The organism is Paenibacillus sp. GP183 (genome assembly GCF_900104695.1).
Lineage (GTDB): Bacteria > Bacillota > Bacilli > Paenibacillales > NBRC-103111 > Paenibacillus_AI.
This window is the reverse complement of record NZ_FNSW01000001.1, coordinates 981,435-1,004,885: the sequence shown is the minus strand read 5'-3', so window position 1 is coordinate 1,004,885 and position 23,451 is coordinate 981,435. Positions and strand designations below refer to the sequence as shown.

At 48.1% G+C, this 23,451-nt stretch carries 21 protein-coding genes; 17 read left to right on the top strand and 4 right to left on the bottom strand.

What is annotated here, in order from left to right; translation table 11 throughout:
* Window positions 1-61 precede the first annotated feature (61 nt).
* On the bottom strand, window positions 62-316 hold the full coding sequence (locus tag BLV33_RS04930) for a DUF2533 family protein (RefSeq protein WP_090788816.1): 255 nt from the start codon (window positions 314-316) through the stop codon (window positions 62-64).
* A 70-nt stretch (window positions 317-386) separates the two neighbouring features.
* Between BLV33_RS04930 and hrpB the strand changes: the two genes are divergently transcribed.
* From hrpB to BLV33_RS04865, 13 genes are all read left to right on the top strand, one after another.
* Window positions 387-2,879, top strand: a complete 2,493-nt coding sequence (gene hrpB / locus BLV33_RS04925) for an ATP-dependent helicase HrpB (protein ID WP_171909017.1) — start codon at window positions 387-389, stop codon at window positions 2,877-2,879.
* Window positions 2,880-2,931: 52 nt separating this feature from the next.
* On the top strand, window positions 2,932-3,231 hold the full coding sequence (locus BLV33_RS04920) for a hypothetical protein (protein WP_090788814.1): 300 nt from the start codon (window positions 2,932-2,934) through the stop codon (window positions 3,229-3,231).
* A gap of 99 nt (window positions 3,232-3,330) precedes the next feature.
* Window positions 3,331-3,966 (top strand): alpha/beta hydrolase family protein, encoded by a 636-nt coding sequence (locus BLV33_RS04915; RefSeq protein WP_090788812.1) that lies wholly within the window; start codon window positions 3,331-3,333, stop codon window positions 3,964-3,966.
* Window positions 3,963-4,232 (top strand): hypothetical protein, encoded by a 270-nt coding sequence (locus BLV33_RS04910; RefSeq protein WP_090788810.1) that lies wholly within the window; start codon window positions 3,963-3,965, stop codon window positions 4,230-4,232. Before BLV33_RS04915 ends, BLV33_RS04910 begins: the two co-directional genes overlap by 4 nt.
* A 24-nt stretch (window positions 4,233-4,256) precedes the next feature.
* Window positions 4,257-4,478: a hypothetical protein gene (locus BLV33_RS04905; protein WP_090788808.1), complete on the top strand. Its 222-nt coding sequence runs from the start codon at window positions 4,257-4,259 to the stop codon at window positions 4,476-4,478.
* A gap of 81 nt (window positions 4,479-4,559) precedes the next feature.
* Entirely contained in the window at window positions 4,560-5,501 is a 942-nt protein-coding gene (locus BLV33_RS04900; RefSeq protein ID WP_090788806.1) for an LLM class flavin-dependent oxidoreductase, read from the top strand.
* 6 nt (window positions 5,502-5,507) lie between these two features.
* A complete protein-coding gene (locus BLV33_RS04895; RefSeq protein WP_090788804.1) occupies window positions 5,508-7,472 on the top strand; it encodes an ATP-dependent DNA helicase in 1,965 nt (654 codons plus the stop codon).
* A gap of 37 nt (window positions 7,473-7,509) precedes the next feature.
* Window positions 7,510-8,463 carry a peptide-methionine (R)-S-oxide reductase MsrB gene (gene msrB / locus BLV33_RS04890; RefSeq protein WP_090788802.1) on the top strand — a complete coding sequence of 318 codons (954 nt, stop codon included), beginning with the start codon at window positions 7,510-7,512 and terminating at the stop codon, window positions 8,461-8,463.
* A gap of 8 nt (window positions 8,464-8,471) precedes the next feature.
* A complete protein-coding gene (gene murI / locus BLV33_RS04885) occupies window positions 8,472-9,266 on the top strand; it encodes a glutamate racemase (protein WP_090788800.1) in 795 nt (264 codons plus the stop codon).
* Between the two features lie 40 nt (window positions 9,267-9,306).
* Window positions 9,307-9,585, top strand: coding sequence for a DUF1294 domain-containing protein (locus tag BLV33_RS04880; RefSeq protein WP_090788798.1), 279 nt, complete (start codon window positions 9,307-9,309; stop codon window positions 9,583-9,585).
* Window positions 9,586-9,624: 39 nt separating this feature from the next.
* Window positions 9,625-10,575 (top strand): acetylxylan esterase, encoded by a 951-nt coding sequence (locus BLV33_RS04875; protein ID WP_090788796.1) that lies wholly within the window; start codon window positions 9,625-9,627, stop codon window positions 10,573-10,575.
* A 49-nt stretch (window positions 10,576-10,624) separates the two neighbouring features.
* Entirely contained in the window at window positions 10,625-12,382 is a 1,758-nt protein-coding gene (locus BLV33_RS04870; protein WP_090788794.1) for an ABC transporter ATP-binding protein, read from the top strand.
* A 10-nt stretch (window positions 12,383-12,392) separates the two neighbouring features.
* Window positions 12,393-14,195, top strand: a complete 1,803-nt coding sequence (locus tag BLV33_RS04865; RefSeq protein ID WP_253187204.1) for an ABC transporter ATP-binding protein — start codon at window positions 12,393-12,395, stop codon at window positions 14,193-14,195.
* On the opposite strand, the gene BLV33_RS04860 is transcribed toward BLV33_RS04865, so the two are convergent.
* A complete protein-coding gene (locus BLV33_RS04860) occupies window positions 14,180-15,373 on the bottom strand; it encodes an ROK family transcriptional regulator (RefSeq protein ID WP_090788790.1) in 1,194 nt (397 codons plus the stop codon). The genes BLV33_RS04865 and BLV33_RS04860 overlap by 16 nt on opposite strands.
* A 152-nt stretch (window positions 15,374-15,525) precedes the next feature.
* Here BLV33_RS04860 and xylA point away from each other — a divergent pair, with 152 nt between their 5' ends.
* Both xylA and BLV33_RS04850 read left to right on the top strand, forming a co-directional pair.
* The gene (gene xylA, locus BLV33_RS04855) at window positions 15,526-16,842 is read left to right on the top strand and encodes a xylose isomerase (RefSeq protein ID WP_090788788.1); all 1,317 of its coding nucleotides are present in this window, start codon (window positions 15,526-15,528) and stop codon (window positions 16,840-16,842) included.
* A 487-nt stretch (window positions 16,843-17,329) separates the two neighbouring features.
* Entirely contained in the window at window positions 17,330-18,277 is a 948-nt protein-coding gene (locus BLV33_RS04850) for a YihY/virulence factor BrkB family protein (protein ID WP_090788786.1), read from the top strand.
* Window positions 18,278-18,280: 3 nt separating this feature from the next.
* Here the strand turns inward: BLV33_RS04850 and BLV33_RS04845 are convergent, their stop codons facing one another.
* Together BLV33_RS04845 and BLV33_RS04840 are read right to left on the bottom strand one after the other, a co-directional pair.
* Entirely contained in the window at window positions 18,281-19,516 is a 1,236-nt protein-coding gene (locus BLV33_RS04845) for an MFS transporter (RefSeq protein ID WP_090788784.1), read from the bottom strand.
* Between the two features lie 50 nt (window positions 19,517-19,566).
* Window positions 19,567-20,613 (bottom strand): helix-turn-helix transcriptional regulator, encoded by a 1,047-nt coding sequence (locus BLV33_RS04840; RefSeq protein WP_090788782.1) that lies wholly within the window; start codon window positions 20,611-20,613, stop codon window positions 19,567-19,569.
* Window positions 20,614-20,735: 122 nt separating this feature from the next.
* Between BLV33_RS04840 and BLV33_RS04835 the strand changes: the two genes are divergently transcribed.
* Together BLV33_RS04835 and BLV33_RS04830 are read left to right on the top strand one after the other, a co-directional pair.
* A complete protein-coding gene (locus tag BLV33_RS04835) occupies window positions 20,736-21,611 on the top strand; it encodes an SDR family oxidoreductase (protein ID WP_090798689.1) in 876 nt (291 codons plus the stop codon).
* Between the two features lie 160 nt (window positions 21,612-21,771).
* Complete coding sequence (locus tag BLV33_RS04830; protein WP_253187203.1) at window positions 21,772-23,370, top strand: catalase; 1,599 nt, start codon at window positions 21,772-21,774, stop codon at window positions 23,368-23,370.
* The last annotated feature ends 81 nt before the right edge of the window (window positions 23,371-23,451 follow it).

Here is a 23,451-nt window from a genome sequence, read left to right as displayed (position 1 = left end):
GACTTCGTAAGCATAATCTTAAAGTTTTGCCTTGGCAAAACTGACTTCGTATGCTGCTTAACTAGGCCTTGGCGGCGTATTCTCTGACCATTTCTTCCGTTACAAATTTGCGCAGCGGAGAAATGCCATGCTTGGCATGCTCGATAATGGCAGCTGTTATTTGATTTATCGAATCAACCGAAAAGGGTTTTCCGCTCTTGCATAAGGCGATACAATCTTCAATCGCTTTTTCACGCTGCTCATCGAGCTCTGTGAATCTCACTATATGCAGATGCTGATTATTGGAATGCTTGGATATCGCTTCGTGTACACTCATGATTGTTTACTCCTTTATCTTTTTTTCTTTTCTCAGTATACACGATTTTGGCAAAAGAGGAGAACTCCATATGGATAGCAAGATGCTGCCGATCGAGCCGGTCATTCCAGCCCTTCAACGGACGCTCATATCGAATATTTCCGCTGTACTGGTTGCGGCTCCTGGGGCAGGGAAAACAACTCGAATTCCGCTTGCGCTTCTGAATGAAGCTTGGTTGGCAGGACGCAAAATCATCATGCTTGAGCCTCGCCGACTGGCCGCCCGCGCAGCCGCAGCCTATATGGCGGCGCTGCTAGGCGAGCAAGTCGGGGAAACCGTTGGCTATCGAGTTCGCATGGACACTCGAGTAGGCCCAGCAACACGAATCGAAGTGATCACTGAGGGGGTTTTAACGCGTCTCCTGCAGGCAGATCCGGCCTTGGAAAATGTGGGGATCGTCATCTTTGACGAGTTTCATGAACGCAATCTGCATGCCGATCTGGGACTAGCGCTTTGCCGTCAAACCCAGGAATTGCTTCGTGAGGATTTACGCATTCTGGTGATGTCGGCCACCCTCGAGGCAGAGCCTGTGGCCGTATTGCTGGGTGACGCTCCCATTCTCCGCAGCGAAGGCAGAGCGTATCCCGTAGATACGCACTATCTGACCGCCAAGCTGGAGGGCCGCATCGAACCGGTGGTTGTTCAATCGATCTTGACAGCCTTGAATCAAACGGAAGGCAGTATGCTCGTGTTCTTGCCGGGAGCCGGTGAAATCCACCGGGTTGCCGCTAGATTAGCAGAACTCGGATTAGGCGATCGTGTTCGGGTTGCTCCCCTGTACGGAAGCCTGAGCAATGATTCCCAGGATCTGGCACTAGCTCCCGCACCGCCTGGAGTAAGGAAGATCGTGCTGGCTACGTCAATCGCAGAGACCAGCTTGACAGTAGAGGGCGTCCGCGTCGTCATCGACAGCGGCCTGATGCGCATTCCGCGTTTCTCGCCGCGGACAGGGATGACCCGCCTGGAAACCGTGGCGGTGTCCAAAGCCTCTGCCGATCAACGCCGCGGCAGAGCGGGCCGTCTCGGTCCAGGCGATTGCTTCCGCCTATGGACCGAGCAAGAGCAGCGGCAACTGGCGCCCAGCAGCACGCCGGAGATCAAGGAAGCGGATCTGGTACCGCTGGCGCTGGAGCTGGCAGCCTGGGGGGTCGCGGATCCGCAGGAGCTGGTATGGCTGGATTCTCCTCCAGCCGCTGCCTTGAACCAAGCCAAGCTGCTGCTGGCACAGCTTGGCGCTCTGCATGCGGACGGCAGCATCACGCCGCATGGCCGACGCATAGCCGAGATCGGGATGCACCCGCGGCTTGCCCATATGATCCTGCAAGCGATACCGCTGGGGCTTGGCCGCATGGCCTGCGACCTCGCAGCGATCCTGAGTGAAAGAGACTTCCTGCGGGGCGATGCCTATGCGCGCAACGTGGATCTGCGATTGCGTTTGGATGCGCTGGCAAACCCCTCGGCTTTTCATGTCGATTCGGCAATATGCCGCAGGATAGGGGTGGAGTCCTCCTACTGGCAGAAGGCATTAAGTATTCATTCCGCAACCAGAACGGATCTGGACAGCTCGACATGCGGTTTGCTGCTGGGCTTTGCTTATCCTGACCGGATTGCCGGACGTCGCGCCACTGGAAAATTCACGCTTAGCAACGGGCGTGGAGCCGCGATAACCGAGCTGCAGTCGTTGTCCAATGCAGCCTATCTGGTTGCTGCCGATCTGGATGATCAAATCACGGAAAGCCGGATTTACTTGGCGGCTCCCATTGAATTGAACAGTCTGTACAGCTCTTTAAACAAGTTCATAGATGATGAGGATATCATCGTTTGGGACAAGCAGTCGCAATCCGTCAGAGCCAGAAAAAGAGAAAGGCTGGGGGCTCTGATCCTGAAAGAGATTCCTCATCCCGATCCTGATCCTGCGGAGGTGCTGCGAGCCTTGATTCAGGGCATTGAAGATGAAGGCTTGTCCATTTTGCCATGGTCTCGCGCCTCCAGACAGCTTCAAGAGCGACTTTGCTTCATGCATCAATCCGATTCAAGTTGGCCGGATGTATCCGTACCTGCATTAATCGCCCATTTATCAGAGTGGCTTAGCCCTCATCTATATGGATTGAAAAGCCTCAATGATTTGCAAAGGCTTCATTTGGTCTCCATTTTGGAAGGTAATCTTTCCTGGGAGCAGCGGCAAGAGCTTGAGCAAAGCGCACCTACGCATATTACAGTTCCCAGCGGTTCGCGCGTCCCTGTCGATTATTCGGATCCGGCTGCACCAGCTTTGTCTGTCCGTTTGCAGGAGATGTTCGGATTGGAAGATACTCCTCGCATAGCCGGCAGCAAGGTTCCATTGACCCTGAATCTCTTATCGCCTGCACAGCGCCCTGTCCAAGTAACCCGCGATCTGGGCAGCTTTTGGCGGAATGCATATTTTGAAGTGAAAAAAGATCTCAAAGGCCGCTATCCGAAGCATTATTGGCCGGATGATCCTCTTATTGCCGAGCCTACGAACCGGGCTAAGCCCAGATCATAGCATTGTGTTAAAATAGATCTGTAGCTATTGCAAGAAAAAAGGAGCATGCTTTATGGCTTTTGGCATATCCAGAACGGAAATGAATGATTGGAAACGGAAGGTAGCTCTCGGAGAAATTGCTTTTTTGACCCACTATTGGATTGATGAGCGTTTCCCTGGAATTACCACCGTCACAAAGGCTGGATGTTCGAATATAACTCGGCTTCGCGAGTGGTGCTTCAGTAATGGGCTCAATCCGCGACATATTCATCATAGAACGGATTTTCCCCATTTTGATCTGATTGGCGATAAGCAGAAAGAGATTTTGGAAAAAGAGCAGCTGTGGGAGCAGATTGCAAGATTCCGTCTGTAACCCTCCGAAAATCGAATTTTACAGCTGAGAATTGGAGATTTAGTTACAGTATGGTATTATTTTGGCAACAGACAGGGAAAGGACACGGATGGCTGGGCTATGGACAATGTAGACATCTTTGCTCTGGCAGGCATATGGACGTCGCCTAATTTTATGAAAGATTTGTGCATGGAGCTGATCCGCCGGTATGAAAATGATGGCTGGTCTGCCCGAGGCGAGCTGCTTTTCCCTTATGGGGACTTGTACTTTGGCAGAATACGGCAGCTCAGGGAAATCACATTTGACATGCTTCCTCTTACTTTGAGGTTAGGCAGGTACCTTGGCGGTCGAAAAGCGGCTGATGAAATAAGTAAATTATACCGTGGCGGCAAAATGGTGATTGTAGGTCACAGCGGAGGCGGAGTGGCAGGCGTTCATGCGGCGAAGCTTCTGTTATCTGAAGTAGAAGACCTGTTACCTCCGACTGTGGTACAAATTGGATCCCCCAAATGTTCCATACCTCCTGTCCTCAGGGAACATGTCATCTATGTCGCCGCAGTTGATCAATATGGCAAATGGAAAGATCCCATAACCCGATTAGGCGGTTGGGGGCAGCTGGGTCGAGCCTTAAGCATGCGCTCCATTCAGACAAGTCCTGCTATCCGGGAAATTCCCATTGTTGGCGGACATGCCGATTATTTTCGAAACAATAATATAGATGTGACCATCGATTCTTTCTGGAGGGATATCAGATGAAGCTTACGATTCTTAATGCTGTGATGACAAGAAACAAAGAGGACGGCAATGTCGGTCATGTTTCCTTTCAGGTGGAAAACCACAAAAAAGATTATGAGATTACGCTGCAAAGCAAACACGGCAAGGATTGGAGCTATGCCTTGAATTTCTTGAACGAGTCGGGGAGCGAAGATGATATCCTTGCCGTTGAAGAAGAGCTCGATAAGAATGACGAGTTGTTCGAACAATTGGTGCAAGCGGCGAAAAATAATTTGGTCATAGAGTAAGTTGAACAGGAGGCTGCCTCTGCCATGAATCACTTGCCCATCAATCCAATCGACGGAATCCGCAGCGGACTCAAGCAACTGTTCACCGAATGCGGCCGTGAAGATCAACGCTTACTCCAACAGGTAGAAGAATTGATCGCTGAGAATGAACGTTTAAAGCTGGAAGCGGTCAAATTGCGCCGAATTCCGTCTACACAAGGAAGCAGTTCAATGTCGACCAAGCTCCGTGACGCATTAAGAGAATAAGAGCTTTGTGTAAACCGCCTGCATAAGCTGTTATGACGGCGGTTTTTCAATTGGTGACGCATGACATATAAAGGAGATTCGATGATTTTGAATTCACTGAAATTAAGTGTGCTTGATCTGGTTCCTGTGCTTCAAGGAGTTGACGCTTATACGGCTTTGCAGCAAGCTGTAAGATTAGCTCAAGCTGCAGAACGATTTGGGTATTCCCGTTATTGGACCAGCGAACATCATGATATGGCGCTGCTGGCTTCTGCAACACCGGAAGTTCTACTAGCGCATATTGGTGCTCAAACCAAGCAGATCCGCATCGGTTCAGGTGGTGTTCTGCTGCCTCATTATAAACCGATCAAGGTAGCAGAGTCCTTTCATTTGTTAGCGGCTCTCTATCCCGGAAGAGTTGATCTCGGCATCGGCCGTGCTCCAGGAGGTTCTGCTGAAGCGGTTATGGCCTTGAATGATAATTTTCTGGAACAAAACCGTAAAATGCCGGAATCGCTCAAGGCTTTATCGGAGCTGCTCGATCACCGCTTCCAAATGGAAAACAAGACGGTGATTGCTCGCCCGATTCCGCCTGTTGCCCCAGAGTTATGGCTGCTTGGAACCAATAGAAAAAGCGCATCCTATGCCGCTGAGCTGGGAGCGGGGTATGTATTCGGGCAGTTTATGAGTGATCAAGATGCGTTGGAGGTGCTGTCTGTTTATCGAGATCAGTTCCAGCCCTCTAAGCTGCAGCAAGAACCCAGGACGATTGTGACCATAGCCGTCGTTTGTGCGGAAACCGAAGAGGAGGCACGGAGGCTTGCCAGAGGCGGCGGATTATTGTTTAATCCGGACGGTGTCAAGGAAACCGAAACTGCTTCAGCGTCCAAACGAATCGTGATCGGGAATCCTCGGCAAGTCCAGGACCAGCTTCTGCTTATGCAGGAGCGTTATAAAGTAGATGAATTCATGATTGTCACCATGACCCCTGAATACGATGAGCGTATCCGCTCTTATGAACTTATAAAGATTATTGGAGGCTAACCCGCAGTGCAGCGATACCCTTTTACCTATAATCCGTCTGAATCCTTCTATTCGCAGGCAAGCGACTGGATTGCAGACGTCTTTTATGAAATCTTGCCAGAGGCCGGCTTTGAAATCAGGGACGAGCAGATTTATATGTCCTTTCAGGTGGAGCGGGCTTTTGCCGAAAACCAAACGATCTTCGCCGAAGCAGGCGTCGGAACCGGTAAAACCCTGGTTTATTTACTGCATGCCCTATGCCATGCGCGTTATTCGCGTAAACCGGCTGTGATTGCATGTGCAGATGAGTCGTTGATTGAGCAGCTGGTGAAGCCGGAAGGAGACATCGCCAAGCTGGCCAAGCATTTGAATATGGACATTGATGCACGTCTCGGCAAGTCGCCGGATCATTATCTATGCCTCGTTAAGCTGGAGGAATCCAGACATAAGGAGGAAGAGTCTGCGCTTTTTCAATCTATTCATGAGCAGCTCCCCGATTTTGTGAACAACCATGCGGCGATGCAATCCTTCTACCCCTATGGGGACCGGACGAATTACTCGACCTTAAATGATGAGCAATGGAAAAAAATTAGCTGGGATCCTTTTCAGGATTGCCTCGTTTGTGATCGAAGACATCGCTGCGGGCAAACGCTCTCGAGGGATCATTACCGCAAATCACCGGATCTGATCATTTGTTCGCATGATTTTTACATGGAGCATGTATGGACCTATGAAGCGCGTAAGCGTGAAGGACAGCTTCCTTTGCTGCCGGAGCACAGCTCGGTTGTTTTTGATGAAGGTCATCTGCTGGAGACCGCAGCGCAAAAGGCTTTAACTTACAAGCTAAAGCATAATGTCTTTGAAGAAATATTGCTTCGTTTGTTAAAAGGGGAAATCCGCGAATCCTTGGCCGAAGCGATTGATGAGGCTATTGAACGGAGCGAGCTGCTGTTTGCGGCTTTGGAAAAGCACAGCAAAGCTGTACCCGGCTCTGACCGCAGGGAAATTCATTATGGGGAAGAACTGGTCGTGCAGATTAATCGATTTCGGGATATACTCGCCACGATTGAAGAGGAGCTTATTTTTGAGAGCGAGCTTTACACCATTGAACCTTATCAGCTCCGAATCGTGGAAGAGCATCTGGAAATGATTCAGCTGGCACTGAGCTTGTTTAAATTCTCGGAGCAGTTAATATTCTGGGTCACCGATGAAGGGGACGGACTGACCTTTGTCATTATGCCTAAGCTGGTGAAGGAAGTTCTGAAGGAGCGGGTTTTCTCGCAGCAAATCCCCATCCTGTTTACCTCGGCGACACTTTCCATTGACGGTTCGTTCTCTTATATGGCGGACAGTTTGGGCATCGAAGATTACCTTTCATTCACAGTGGCATCCCCTTATGATTATGAGCATCAAATGGAAGTCATTGTTCCCGAGCTCGGTTCGTCCGATATTTTTGCGGAAAAAATGGACTGGACCCTGCGTATGCTGAAGCAAACGGAAGGCAGAGCCTTGATCCTTTTTCCATCCAAAGAGGAGCTGAAACGATTTAAGCAGGAAATCTCCTTGAATCCCGAAGCCGCAGGCTTGTCTATAGCGTTTGAAGGAGACAGGGAGATCAGCTTTTTGATCTCCGCTTTTCAAAATGATGAGCACAGCAGCCTTTGTGCGGTGACGCTTTGGGAAGGGCTTGATGTTCCCGGGCCGTCTTTATCCAATGTGATCATCTGGGCGCTGCCGTTTCCTCCGAATGACCCCGTTTACACGGCTATGCGCAAAGGCTCGGATTCTCCTTTTGAAAAGGTGGATTTGCCTTATATGCTGCTCCGTCTGAGGCAAGGAATCGGCAGGTTGATTCGTACCCGGGAGGACAAGGGCATCGTCGTCATTCTAAGCGAGGAACTCAGCCGTTCCGAGCTCGTGAGGAATCAAGTGAAGGAAATTCTTCCTCAAGGCGTCGAGTTTCGTATTTCAGACCATAATAAGCTATACTAAAGCTATAAATCTTAATTAATGGGAGGTATAGCATACAATGACCCTAGAAAAAGCCACATTCGCAGGCGGATGTTTCTGGTGTATGGTTTCACCCTTTGAAGAGCAGCCCGGAATTATCGAAGTCATTTCCGGTTATACAGGCGGACATAAAGAAAATCCTACCTATAAAGAAGTTTGTTCCGAAACGACTGGACATAAAGAAGCTGTACAAATCACTTTTGACCCTGCTGTATTTCCATACAAAAAGCTGGTAGAGCTGTTTTGGACTCAAATCGATCCAACCGATGCGGGGGGACAGTTTTTTGATCGCGGCGAATCTTATGGAACAGCAATCTACTATCACAGCGACGAGCAAAAGCAGACCGTCGAGGCTTCAAAAAAAGCATTAGACGAAAGCGGACGTTTCAACAGTTCAATTGTGACGCCGATCCTGCCAGCCAGCACCTTTTATCCTGCGGAAGAGTACCATCAAGGCTATCATAAGAAAAACACGATGCATTACAAAGCATACCGCAATGGTTCCGGCAGGGATCGTTATATCCAGAAGCACTGGAATGCTGACAAGGATAAAGAGGTTTTACGTAAGAAGCTGACACCGATGCAATATGAGGTAACCCAAAATAACGCAACGGAGCCGCCGTTTCGCAATGAGTTTTGGAATCACAAAGCTGACGGAATCTATGTGGACATTGTATCCGGTGAGCCGTTGTTCAGCTCCAAGGATAAATTTGATTCAAGCTGCGGTTGGCCCAGCTTTACACAACCCATGGATGAGTCGGCGGCAAAAGAAGTTGTCGATAAGACTCACGGCATGATTCGTACGGAAGTTCGCAGCCGTGAGGCTGATTCTCATTTGGGCCATGTTTTCAATGATGGTCCCGGTCCGAACGGACTTCGATATTGCATTAACTCAGCAGCGCTGCGCTTTATTCCGAAAGAGGATTTGGAAAAAGAAGGCTATACTGAATTTCAAGACTTATTTAAAGGATAATCACACTCATGAGAATAGCATTGTTTGATTCAGGTATTGGCGGGATCTCCGTCTTAACAGAAGCCGTCCGTCAATTGCCAAAGGAAGACTTTCTATATTTGGCGGATACGCTTCATGTGCCTTATGGCAGCAAGCCTAAAGAGCAAGTGAAGCAGCATATCCTGGAAGCGATGAAGCTCATTGTGCAGGAGCCGGTCAAGGCTGTAGTTATTGCCTGCAATACAGCTACCAGCATTGCTATTGAAGAGCTGAGAAGCAGCATGGATATCCCTGTAATCGGGATGGAGCCTTCCGTTAAGCCTGCCGTTGAAATGAGCCGTTCCAGCGGTAAACGGGTCTTGGTGCTGGCTACACCGCTCACGCTAAGGGAGAACAAGTACAACGAGCTTGTGCATCGTGTCGATGATATGAGCATTGTAGACTCGCTGCCCTTGCCGGAGCTGGTAGAATATTGCGAAGCCTTGAATTTCGATCCCGATGAAATCAAGACATACTTAAGAGACAAGCTGTCCGCTTATTCTCTTGAACAATACGGAACCGTGGTGTTAGGATGTACGCACTATCCGTTTTATAAGCGGATACTGGCTGAACTCCTTCCTGCAAATACCAGATTAGTAGATGGAAGCAGAGGCACCGTGAAGAGATTAAAGGATATTTTGGAGCAAGGATCCTTGTTGAATGAGTATGGTCAAGGCGATGTCCATTTTCTGTGCACTTCTCATGATGAAGCTTATATCCATAAAATGAAAAAAGCCTATCAAATATTTCTCGCCCAAATAGAAGAGCCGAGCATTCCTGAATAGGTGCGAGGCTCTTTCTTGCCAGCTTAGAGGAGGAACTATTTTGCCCGCAGCATTATTCATTTATCTCCTTTTTATTAATGCCATTAACTTCTTCACTATGGGATATGATAAGAAGCAAGCAAGGCGAGGCCGCAGAAGAATCCCGGAACAACGTTTATTTACATTCGCAGCCATTGGAGGAGCACTGGGCGGATGGCTTGGCATGCTTGTCTGGCGGCATAAAACAAAGCACTTGTCATTTACATTGGGTTTTCCTGCTCTTCTTGCTGTTAACTTTTTATGTGTTTATTTGCTATTACTTTTACTAGGTAATATCTGAATCATACTAATGGCTTAACAGTGGAAGGATGGCTAAAACATGGACGAGCTTGCCCGTCAATTAAAGGAGCTAAATGACTACATTCCCGAAATGAGTGTGAAACCGCAGCTTCTTCAACAATTCTGGCATGATCAGCTGGAGACATTTAACCATAAACCGTTGAATATGCAAAGGAAGCAAGTGGATTCTCCATTCCCCTATGCCAAGGTATATGAAATTCAATTTGAAGGGTTTGACCAAACACCCTTGTTTGGATGGTATATTGTGCCTTCTTTTGTTCACGGTAAAATGCCGTGTGTGGTCGTCTATCAAGGCTACACCAACGGACGCGGCTATCCTGAAAGATATGCCCACTGGCTGATGCTGGGATATTGTGTGTTAGCCTTGGATGTGCGGGGACAGGGAGGTCAAACCGGAAATCAATTGACCAGCAGCGAGGGAATGACCAAGGGCTGGATTTCCCAAGGAATTTTGCAAAAAGAAACCTCTTATTACATGGCTATCATCATAGATGCTTTAAAAGCTCTGGATGCCGCCTCCGTTCAACCCGAGACCGATGTTGAGGCCATTGTGCTTCATGGGGGGAGCCAAGGAGGCGGTTTGGTTATGGCGGTTGCAGCTTTATCCAACAAGGCCTGCTGCGCAGTTGCCGACATCCCGAATATGTGCCATATGAATTATGGTATATTTGATTCCATAGGCTCTCTTAAAGAGCTTGCTGAATTCGCCAATGTGTACCCGGAAAAGTTAACTCTCATCTTGGAAAATCTGAGCTATTTTGATAATATGAATTTGGCTGATCGAATCCGGATTCCTATTTTGGTGTCGGTGGGCTTGAAGGATGAAATATGCCTTCCCAAAACAATTTTCGCCGCTTATAACCGGATCGAGGCTCCCAAGGAAATCAAGGTGTATCCTTTTCTGGGCCACAGTGTGAATGAATATCAGAAAAGGGAAAGCATGAATTTTATAAAAAAGTGTTTGCAATAGCAGACATATCCGTCCTTATCACGTCAACCTTGTAGGAAGTGAAAGTTTCATGCGCAAGCAGCGGATTTTGTTAGATTATTTATTCTCACATTGGTATTATTACGCGCTGGCCATATGTATGATTGCCGCAGGCAATATCATCCAAGCCAATTATCCCAAGGTGCTCGGTGATTTTACCGACCAAGTGCAGAAGGGCGGCATTACGGAGTCTGCCGTAGTCGACGCCAGTTTGCTTCTACTCGCGATTGGCCTTTCATTCGGAGTTTTGGCAGGGCTTGGGCAATATACGATTATGAGGCTGGGACGGGTGTTTGAATTCATCACCCGCAAACGGTTGTTCGATCAATTTTTGAAGCTGAGCGAAAGCTACTATTCCAAGCACGGTGTGGGTGAACTGCTCAGCTATGTGATGAATGATGTGACTTCTGTGCGTGAATCCATTTCCATGGGCATCAACCAAACCACGAACGCCGTTATCTTGATTGCTTCCGTTATGGTGATGATGGCGGTCAGCTCGATTCCAACGTATGTGATTATTGTTTGTACACTTCCGCTTGTGTTCATTCCAGTGCTGGTCGTTTATTTTGGACCCAGAATCCGTAACAGATCCAAGGAAGTACAGGAATCGTTAGCGAGTATGACAGAGACGGCCGAGGAGCAATTCGGCGGTATACGCGTAACCAAGAAATTCGCAGTTGAAGAGATCATGAAGTCGCGTTTTGGTGAAAAGGTGGATCGAATCAGGGACAATCAACTGAATTTGGTGAAGATGTCCTCGATGTTCCAGGCTGCATTGCCTTTCCTGGGTACCATTTCCCTTATGATTGCGATTATTTTTGGCGGTTACTTAACGATTCAACATAAGATCTCGTTAGGTAATTTTGTCGCGCTTACTTTATACCTGCGGATGATCGTGTCTCCGCTTCAGCAAATCGGCAATGTGATCAATACGATGCAGCGGGCACAGGCCTCACTCGATCGCATTAACAAAATGTTGAGGATTCCTCCGGATATTCAGGAGACCGAGCATGCGCTTCAGCTGGATCGAAAGCGGTGGGGTGGAATACAAATCCAGGGATTATCTTTTTCATATCCGGATGCCGGGGACGAGACACTTCACGATATCAACCTCGAAATAGCAGCAGGACAAACATTAGGCATTCTTGGAAAAACGGGCAGCGGCAAAACAACGCTGGTGAAGCTTCTCCTGCGTATTTACGACCCGCCTGAGCACACGATAAGCATGGATCGGAAGGATATTCGCAGCATAACCTTGGAAAGCTTGCGCAGTCAGATTGCCTATGTACCGCAGGATGGATTTCTGTTCAGTACGACGATACGGGATAACATAGCTTTTTCCAACCGTGAAGAGACACTGGACCATGTGGAAGAAGCGGCAAAAAATGCGCAAATCTATGAAAATATTATGGATTTCCCTGAACAATATGAAACCAGGCTGGGAGAGAGAGGAATCACCTTGTCCGGCGGCCAAAGGCAAAGAACCAGCTTGGCTCGAGGCTTCTTGAAGGACGCGCCTGTACTGATCCTGGATGACAGCGTCAGCGCGGTTGATGCGGTCACCGAGACGCAAATCATCAGCAACGTAAAAGAAGCGAGAAAAGGAAAAACCACGATTATTATCGCGCATCGAATAAGCGCCTTGAAGCATGCGGATCAAATCATTGTGCTGGATCATGGAACCATTGTCCAACAGGGCACTCATCAGCAGTTGATCGCGGAAAAAGGGATCTATGCTTCTCTGCATGCCATCCAAGAGGAGGGGACTCGCTATGCCAAAGGTCATTGAAAGACCGCTGATGCAGGTGGAAATTGGCGCCAGTCCAGTGGGACGTGAGGACAGGAAAGCAGCTTTCCGTTCGGTTCTCGGATATATGAAGCCATTTCGCTGGACCTTTGTGTCTGTGTTCTTTTGTACTGTATTAGCCATTGCCGCTGATTTACTGCAGCCGTATTTGGTAAAAATCGCAATTGACGATAACCTGCTTGCCGGCAAAAACGATCTCCCTGGACTATTCATCATCTGTGGCATTTATTTCGCTTTATCGATCATCGGCTTCATCTTCAGCTACCTGCAGAGCAATCTGCTGCAATATGCGGGACAGAGCATCGTCGGCCGGATTCGCAAAGATTTGTTTGCGCATATCACGAAGCTGCCGATGTCCTTTTTTGACCGCTTCTCCAATGGCAGCCTCGTTACCCATGTGTCAGGGGATACAGAAACCATAAACCAATTTTTCAATCAGGTGCTCCTCAGTTTGATGCGTGACGGCATGACCCTGCTGTTCATCATTATCCTGATGTTTCATCTTGACTCTACACTTGCTCTATACAGCATGCTCTTAATTCCGATCATCGCCTTCATCGCCTTTGCTTTCCGATCTTATATGCGTAAAACGTATCAAATTTCAAGAGCCAATTTATCCAGGCTGATTGCCTTTGTGGCTGAAAATCTGGCGGGAATGAATATCATTCAATCCTTTCATCAGGAAAAGAAGCAGGAGCAGTATTTTACCGATCGGAATCAAATCTATTTGAAATCAAATTTGCGGGAAATTCGCACCAATGTCCTCTTTAACCGTTCTTTTGATATACTTGGCAACTTATCGATCGCATTTGTTACCTGGCTTGGGGGAATGGCTGTTTTTCATCATACGATGGAGTTCGGCGTGCTTTATGCGTTTATTACGTATATTCGTCAATTTTTCCAGCCCATCAACGCCATCACTCAGCAGTGGAATACTCTTCAATCCTCGACTGTAGCAATGGAGCGGATTTGGCGCTTGTTCTCGATCAAATCCGAGATTCAGGAATCGGCTGCGCCTCAAGAAATCGACTTGAAAAAGGTCAAAGGGAAGCTCGATTATCAGCATGTGGAATTCGGATACAGCCCGGAGAGCACGGTGATCCATGATTTGGACCTGCATATCAGTGCGGGTGAAATGATCGGAATTGTCGGTACTACGGGCGCAGGAAAAAGCTCGCTGATGAGCTTGCTTTGCCGCTTTTATGATGTGCGTGAAGGAAGCATACTCATTGATGGGACCGATATACGGGATATTCCGCAGCAAACCCTGCAGCGAATGATTGGACTTGTGCAGCAAGAGCCTTTCTTATATTCAGGAAGCATTATAGATAATGTTCGCTTGTTTGATTCGAGCATTTCTCGGGAGGAAGTTATAGAGGCTTGCAAATTTGTCGGAGCTGATGCGCTGATCCAGAGAATGAAGGCGGGATATGACACACACTTGTCGGAGCGAGGCAGCGGGTTATCGGCCGGAGAACGGCAATTGATATCTTTTGCGCGAATAGTCGTGTGCAAGCCGTCCATTCTGATTCTCGATGAGGCGACTGCCAATCTGGATTCACATACAGAACAGCTGATCCAATCCGCGCTGCAGCTTGTGGCGAAGGGGAGAACGACGCTGGTGATCGCTCATCGGTTGTCTACGATTATGCAAGCTGACCGCATTCTTGTAATGAAGCAGGGGAGAATCGTAGAGCAAGGAACTCATGGAGAGCTCCTTGCTGTGGATGGTTATTACCGTCAATTATACGAGCATTCTCAGGGCAAAGCAGAAGTAAATCAGGTTGGAAAATAAGATTGCAGCTCGACCCAGGAAGGATTGGCTGCAAAAAAAGCATGAATTGCAATAGAGCAGGCTCCGAGCACAGTGGCCTCTATTCCGAGCTCCGAGAACAGCACATGCAGCTGATCTCGGGGATAGGGAAGGGAGCGTTCTTTCAAACCCTTCAGCAATGGCTTGCTCAGCCATTGCTGTGCTTCTGCCAGCCTTCCGCCGATGACGATCATCTCCGGATTCAAACTATTAATGATGTTAACTACCCCAACGCTCAAATAATTTCCCAATTGTTCAAAGAGTTCAATTACTCTCTGATTCCCCTCATCAGCCATGCTTAACAGCTTCTCTAGAGTCAATTTGACATCTCCAAACACATGGCGTGCTTGATCCAATAGCGCTTTTTCCGATGCATAAAGCTCCCAACAGCCCTTATTGCCGCATACACATTTAAGACCGTCATGCTCGATGGACATATGTCCAATCTCGCCTGAAAAACCGGACGATCCCCGATAGAGCTCGTTTTTGATAATAATGCCGGTACCGATTCCGCTCCCGATGCTGATATAAACCAAATTCGAAGCGGATTTTGCGGTCCCGAATTGCTTCTCGCCAACAGCCCCCGCATTGGCTTCATTATCAATGACTACCGGGATATGGAATTCAGCTTCAATGATTTGCTGAAGCGGAACGTTTTCCCAGCGCAGGTTGGGAGCGAACAGCACATTCCCTTGCTCATCGCTAATGCCGGGAATTCCGATGCTAATGCCTACGATTCCGTATGCATTCTTGGGCGCGCGCGCAATGACTTCGCGGATACATGCTTTTAATTCGGAAATGACTAGATCCTGAGAGGCATTGTCGTGTTTAATTCTATAATCTTCGATGAGAGCACCGTTCAAATCGCTCAAAGCGGCATATATATAATTGACGCCCAGATCAACGCCTACGGCATAGCCTGCAGTACTATTGAACAGCAGCATCATCGGCTTGCGTCCGCCACTGGATGCGCCGGCACCGATCTCATAGGTTAGATGGCTCTCAATAAGCTCATTGACCAAGCTGGATACGGTTGCTTTTGTTAATCCTGTCATTTCCGCAATGCGTGCACGCGAAATTGGAGAGAAGCTTCGAATGTGATTGAGCACAATCGATGTGTTGATTTTTTTGACAAGATTCAAATCCCCGGTCAGTTTCATACAAGCCCCCGCAGTTTATGTGATATTTAAGAGTTTATCACGGATTTCACCTCATTTACAACTAAGTTTGTTTAATGGATTTACAAAGATTTTGGGTAATGATACTATACTTATGAAAGCGCAATCCTATTAAAATTCCGGAGGGACGATTCATGAGTTATTTTGGAAATTTGCAAAAAATTCAATATGAAGGCAGACAATCTGCAAATCCGACAGCATTCAAATTCTACAATCCTGATCAAGAGATCCTGGGCAAAACCATGCGAGAGCATTTGCGTTTTGCGGTAGCGTATTGGCATTCATTTACTGCAAATGGCTCTGATCCCTTTGGTGTCGGCACCGCAGCTCGCGGTTGGGATTCCTATACCGGCATGGATTTGGCCAAAGCTCGTGTGGAAGCATGTTTTGAATTGCTGCAAATTCTCGATGTGGACTATTTCTGCTTTCATGATCGTGATATTGCTCCGGAAGGAAATACCCTCCAAGAAACCAATAGAAATCTGGACAAAATGGTTGCCTTGATCAAGGAAAACATGAAATCGAGCGGTAAAAAGCTCTTATGGAATACAGCCAATATGTTTACGCATCCCCGTTTTGTCCATGGCGCAGCAACGACGAATAATGCGGATGTTTTTGCCTTTGCTGCCGCGCAGGTCAAGAAAGCGTTGGAGCATGGAAAGGAGCTTGGCGCAGAAAATTACGTATTCTGGGGCGGCAGAGAAGGATATGAAACGCTGCTGAATACTGACCTCGGGCTCGAGCTCGATAATCTGGCGCGCTTCCTGCATATGGCTGTCGAGTATGCCAAGGAAATCGGTTTTGACGCGCAATTCCTGATCGAACCGAAACCGAAGGAGCCCACCAAGCATCAATACGACTTTGATGTGGCGACTGCGCTTTCGTTCCTGCAGAAGTATGACCTCGCGCCATACTTCAAAATGAACGTAGAAGCCAACCACGCCACGTTGGCTGGACATACCTTCGAGCATGAGCTTCGCGTAGCTCGAATCAATGGCGCCTTGGGCTCGATTGATGCCAACCAAGGCGATATGCTCCTCGGCTGGGATACGGACGAGTTCCCGACGGATCTGTATACATCGACACTGGCGATGTATGAGATCCTCCGGAACGATGGCGGCATCGGCCGCGGGGGTGTGAATTTCGACGCCAAGGTACGCCGCGCGTCGTTCGAGCCGATCGATGTCGTGTACGCGCACATCGCCGGCATGGATTCCTTCGCCCGCGGCCTGCAGGTCGCGGCGAAGCTGATCGAGGACCGCGTGCTCGAGAGTGTGATCGACGAGCGCTACGCTTCTTTTAAGTCAGGCATCGGCGCTGACATCGTGGCCGGCAAAGCCAGCTTCCGTACCCTGGAAGCCTATGCCTTGCAGAACAAGCCGATCGTCAACCGGTCCGGTCGCCAAGAGCTGCTGAAATCGGTGCTTAACCAATACATGAGCAACGTTTAATCATTGTATTCAAAGAAGGGGCAGTCACCAAGCCATGAATATGGCTGGGGACTGCCCCTATTTCGACCGCGATTAAGCGGAATGCTGCCTTAGTTTTCCAATAAGACGTAAAACACGTCTTACTGGTTCGATATTGAATTTTCATATTTCATTAAGTGCAAAACGCGTCTTAAATCATATTATTTAGTACATGCACCTCTAGTTTCCTTGATGTAAACCGTAAAACACAGCTTATTTCGAATGATAATCTGTAATTTTCCATTGTAAGACGTAAAACACGTCTTTTCACAATAAGCTTCATTTACCCCTTGCTGGACTCAATTTTTATTGTCATCTACCTCAATTTACAGCATCCTTATCATTTGATTATCATCCTATTCATCATGCTGTCAGAACACCATTTTTCATTGTGTCACGTTTTCATAAACAGGGTAAAAATTGAGGAGGAAGGATCAGCAGCATACAAGGATGAGAGGGGATAATATCCATGAAAAATTCCAAAGATATCCCGCTTAAGCCTTTGCCATTTAAGAAAAAACGTATGAGTTTGAAGGTTTTTCTTGAAAATATGTACTGCCGATATGAAGATGATGAAGTGCCGGCCATGGGGGCTCAGCTTACCTATTATTTGATTTTATCTTTTTTTCCGTTTCTGATCTTTATCCTTTCACTCTTAAGCTTCACAGACATGAATGCGCAAGATGCCATCACGACGATTACGCGAGTGCTGCCCAAATTGTCCAATCAAATGATACTGAACAGCTTCGAGGAAATTCAAAATTCCAAGAGCGGCTCGCTTCTTTCCATCGGGATTCTGGCTACCCTTTGGTCAGCATCCAGCGGAATCAACGCCGTCTTGAAAGCTTTGAATAAAGCTTACGATGCGGAAGAAAATCGACCTTATTGGAAGGTACAGGGATTATCGATAATATTTACAATTGCTCTTGCGATTGTGATCATTCTTTCCTTGTTTATGCTGATCTTTGGCAAGCTGATTGGAGAGACAATTTATAAATTCGTATACCTGCCGGGCAGCTTCGAAACCATTTGGAGATTCGCCCAGTACATCATCCCCCTGCCTGTCATGGTGATCGCATTTATTTTTCTTTATCTTTTCCTGCCGAATTTGCGGTTAAAGGTGAAGGATGTTCTTCCGGGTGCCCTGTTTGCAACAGTGGGGTGGGTCGTTACATCTTTGCTGTTCTCCTTTTACGTAAACAATTTCAGCAACTATTCCAAAACCTACGGCAGCATCGGCGGCATCATTGTGCTGCTCACCTGGCTTTATTTATCCAGCATGGTCATTGTGCTTGGGGGAGAGGTCAATGCTACGCTTCATTTTGACAGAGAAGGCAAGAATAAGATCGACTGTAAGAAGTTTTCGTTCACCATCCCTTTTTTCAACAGGAAAAAAGATCACACCCATACGCTATAAAAGCTATTCCTGTTTTTCCGCCAATTTTTCCTCAAGCAATGGACGAACCCAAATCCAAAAGAAGGCGAGAGTCATCAAAATAGCCAAACTGGCCCATAGAAAGGGCAGCGCATAATTTTTATGCGTCAGGATTACACCTGTGAGATAAGTAGAGCCGGCAAGGCCTATGCTGCGAAAGACAGAACGCATACCTGCAAACAGGTTGCGCTTATGTTCTGAAACGGCTGACATCGACTGACTTTCCGTCATATTATTCAACAAGGTGAATAATCCGCTTCGCAAGAAAAGTATACTTATAAAAATGGAGTTAGGAAGCGCGAGGCAGAGTAAGAAAGCCGACAGGATATTAATAGCATATACTCTAATAAAGCTCTTGGAAATTCCCCAGCGCGCTAGAAGATACGGCATGAATAAAGAACCCGCGAACAGAAATAATCCGTTTAAAGTTAGCGCAAGTGAAACCCATTCATCGCTCCACTGCATTCTGAATTTCACAATAATATTAAGAAAATTGCCGATCCAGCCAAAAGTAAAGCCTGAAAGTAATATGAAAATAGATAATATCCAAATCGATACTTCTTTATGAGGTTTTTTATCGGGATGATCCTTTGAGGTATCTTTGGTTATTTCAGGTGTGAGGAATGTTGATTCCTTTGGCAGCCAGACTGCACGAAGTAATGCGCTTGCAAATAATATCGCAGCTGCAACAATCAGCGAGCTTTGATAGATTGATGTGTGACCACCCAGCCATCTCGGTAAAATCCCGCCAATTAATGTGCCAAACCCCGTAAATAAAGTAAAAATAGCAAACAAAAGGCTGAACGATTGCGTTTCTTCCTTTTTGGATTGACAGTAACGAAACAGCAGCTGTATTTCGGAAGTAACCAATAGCGTAATCCCAAGAGATTGAATCATTTGAGCGGCATAAAAAATCCAAAGCTTAGTTCCCAATCCAAAAATCAAGTAGCTTAAACTCATAATTGCGATACCGGAAACTAGCATTCTTTTGCGTCCCATATAATTAGCAAGCAGACCTGAAGGGATGCCCAATATTCCCATAAATAAGGCGCCTACGGAGGAAATTCGGCCAATCTGTTCTTCGTTTACTCCAAGATCCAGTAAATGAAGATTCAATACGAGCATAAAAAGTCCAATTCCAATCCCAAGTAGAATCTCGCTTAGGATGAATCGTCGCACGCCATAAGATAAATTTTGTAAATCTTTGATGTAAGCACGCATGAAAGAATTCTTCCTTTCCAGTTACTACGGTATATGTATTTCGCTTCGGGTTACGGATTTTTGTTGGAAAAGTCATACATAGTAGTAATGTTGTTTGCCGCGTTCAGCAGATCATCACGGAGCTCGAACGGTTCCAGCACGCATACCTTATCTCCGAATCCAAGGAGGATGTCACGTGCGGATTCAAGCGTATTAAACTCCAGCTCCGCTTCTTGCCAAGTTACGAAAGCATCCGTTCTGGAAGAACGGGCGTCATGCTTCTGCGACTGGCGACCGGAAGAGACTGCGTCGACTATTTTTCCTTCGAGCCACGCCGCTACTCGAACATAGCGAGTCTGCTCGAGCCGAGCACAGACGCTCGGATGAACGAGTGCGTGTGCTGAGTAGAATGGAAGCTCGCTGCGAAATCGATCGACCGAGCGCTGCCAATAGACAGCGAGGTCGAAGCTATTTGGGCGCATCACCGGCTCCTCGAGCATGGCGGCGTCCTTGATTCTCGAGACGCGGTAGGTGCGTGGCTCCTGCTCATCGCGGACAGCGACGAGATACCAGAGTGAGCCCATGAGCACGAGCCCAAGAGGGTTCACGACGCGCTCGCTCAATGCCGTGTCGCCGCTTGAAGCGTATTGCAAACGCAGCTTACGGCCTTCCCACACGGCTTCCTGCAAGACAGGCAGCCACGGCGCTTCTTCGCCGCTTTGATGCCAGCCTGCCGTATCAACGTAAACCCGCTGTCGCATATATTCTGCATCGCGCCGTTGTGAAGATGACAGCGAGGCAAGCACCTTCAACACAGCCGCTTCATAGGCATCCCTGAAACCCAGGTCCGTTAAATGCCGCTGGGGTTCACCTGCCAGCAGCGCCAGAAGCTCGTCCTTGCGAAATCCGTTCCAATCCGTACGATATCCCTCCATCATGCGCCATCCTCCCGCAGCCCCGCGCTGCGCATAGACCGGAACTCCGGCCGCACTTAGCGCCTCCAAATCCCGGTGAATGGTCCGCTCCGAAACTTCAAGCCTCTCGGCCAATTCTCGGGTTGTCATCCTGCTGCGCGTCTGCAACAGCAGCATAATCTGCAACAGCCTATCCGCCCTCATCTGAATACCCCCTAAATTAATTTAATTGTAGCATATATATATGACAACAGGTGACAGGATTCTAGGGCTAAGATGATAGAGTCAACTAACTTTTATTCAAAGGAGCTGGACCTGCAATGACAATGAAACAAAAACCGCTGCACAACCAGATCGCCTTGGTCGCAGGCGCAACTCGAGGGGCCGGACGCGCGATTGCCATTGAACTCGGCCGAGCCGGAGCAACGGTCTACGTGACAGGCCGTTCTACACGGGCGGATCGTTCTCCGATGAACCGACCGGAAACGATTGAGGAAACGGCCGAGCTCGTTTTATCGGCGGGGGGCGAAGGCATTGCAATACGTGTGGACCATACGAAGGAAGAGGAGATTGTGACCTTGTTCCAGCGTATTCGCAGCGAACAGAAGGGTCAGCTGGACATTCTGGTCAATGATGTCTGGGGAGGCGACCCGCTGGCCGATTGGGGCAAAGGCTTCTGGGAGGGCTCTCTGACAAACGGGCTGCTGATGCAGCGACAAGCCGTCCACTCCCACATCATGACTGCCTATTATGCGGCTCCCATCATGATTGAACGCAAGGCCGGCCTTATTCTAGAGATTACAGATGGCGTCGGTTATCACTATCGGGGTTACTTGTTCTACAGTCTGGCCAAGATCGGAGTTTCCCATCTAGCGCAGGCGATGGCTGCCGATCTGAAGCCTCACGGTGTGACGGCGGTTGCGATAACGCCTGGCTTTCTTCGTTCGGAAGCGATGCTGGAGCATTTTGGTGTGAGGGAGGAGAATTGGCGCGATGCGGCGGAAAAGGACATCCATTTCCTGCAGTCGGAGACGCCTTACTTCATTGCTAGGGGGATTGCCGCAATCGCAGCTGATCCGAAGGTGGCTGAGAAATCCGGTCAACTGTTAAGTTCTTGGGGGTTATCCGACGAATACGGCTTCATCGATATCGACGGCCGCCGTCCACATTGGAGAAGGTACGCAGAGGAGCATGGTTTCTGAGTCGCAGTGCCAGAAGTCATGTTTGGCGGGATAATTCTCTTTCTCTTGGATCGTGCATAGATTTCAACCTTTTGGATAAAATACCCATCGATCGGTAGATTATTGGAAAGGTGGCGCGACATTGATCGAAGATAAAAACGAAGAAACCAATGGAATTTCTGTGGAGAATACGGGTAGTTCTTCGGATTCCCGATTGACGACAGGTGAAACAGAACTTACATTGACAAACCGTCAGGGTCATCCAATCACAGATAACCAGAACGTAAGGACAGTTGGCAGGCGAGGTCCAGTAACCCTTGAGAATTATAATTTTTTCGAAAAAATCACCCACTTCGACCGTGAGCGTATTCCGGAACGTATTGTGCATGCAAGAGGCGCCGGTGCTCATGGATATTTCGAAGCTTACGGCAAAGTTGGCGATGAGCCGGTCGCCAAGTATACGCGAGCCAAATTATTTCAGGAGTCGGGCAAAAAAACCCCCGTATTCGTCCGTTTTTCCACGGTTGTGTTTGGCGGCAACTCCCCTGAAACGTTCCGTGATCCGCGCGGCTTTGCCGTCAAGTTTTATACTGAAGACGGCAACTGGGACTTGGTCGGCAACAACCTGAAAATTTTCTTTATCCGCGACCCTATGAAGTTTCCAGATATGGTACATTCTTTCCGAGCCAATCCGGTTAACAATGTGCAGAATCCGGAGCGCATGTTCGACTTTTTCTCCGGGTCGCCGGAAGCGACTCATATGGCAACCTTCCTGTTCTCCCCATGGGGCATCCCGGCAAATTATCGGCACATGCAAGGCTCAGGTGTCAATACCTATAAATGGGTGAACAAAGACGGTCAAGCCGTACTCGTCAAGTACCATTGGGAACCGCTGAAATTAGAAATCAAGAATCTGTTGCAAAAAGAAGCGGAAAAAATTCAAGCCAACAACACAGCTCATGCTACACAAGATCTATTCGAAGCTATTGAGCGCGGAGATTATCCCGAGTGGGAGCTCTGTGTGCAAATTATGAGTGACGACGAGCACCCCGAACTCGACTTTGATCCTCTTGACCCGACTAAGCTGTGGCCCAAAGAGCAGTTCCCTTTCCTTCCAGTGGGCAAGATGGTTTTGAACAAAAATCCGCAAAACTATTTCGCAGAAGTAGAACAGGCAGCTTTCGGAACCGGGGTGCTTGTCGACGGATTGGATTTCTCCGACGATAAACTGCTGCAGGGACGCACCTTTTCATATTCTGACACCCAGCGTTACCGGGTCGGAACTAATTACCAGCAGCTCCCTGTGAACGCTCCAAAGAAGCATGTCGCCACCAATTTACGCGGCGGTGAAATGCAGTATCGGGTGGATCTTGCGCCAGGCCAAAATCCAAGCATAGATTATGAGCCATCCACTCTGGACGGATTAAAGGAAGCGCCAAAGCGGGGTAAAGACCATGAACCTCCCTACAATGACAAGCTTGTTCGATCCAAAATTGAACGGACCAATGATTTCAAGCAAGCAGGCGACACTTACCGTGCCTTCTCGGATTTGGAACGAGACGAGCTGATCGACAATCTGGTCAATGCTCTAAAGGTCTGCCATCAGACCATTCAGGAGAAGATGATCGGTTATTTCACCGAGGCAGATCCTGGGTATGGAAGGCGCGTCTCGGAAGGGCTGGCCAATATCCGCAAAAACACGAAAGGGACCAGTTCCCTTGACGCTAACCGCGCAGCACAGCAGGCGGATGAGTTGGGACATGAAACAAGCCCCTATTGATGCAAAGCTTGTATAAGGAACATGAGCCATCTACGCGGATATATAATCTGCGAAGGATGGCTCTTTTTATTGAGCCTTGGA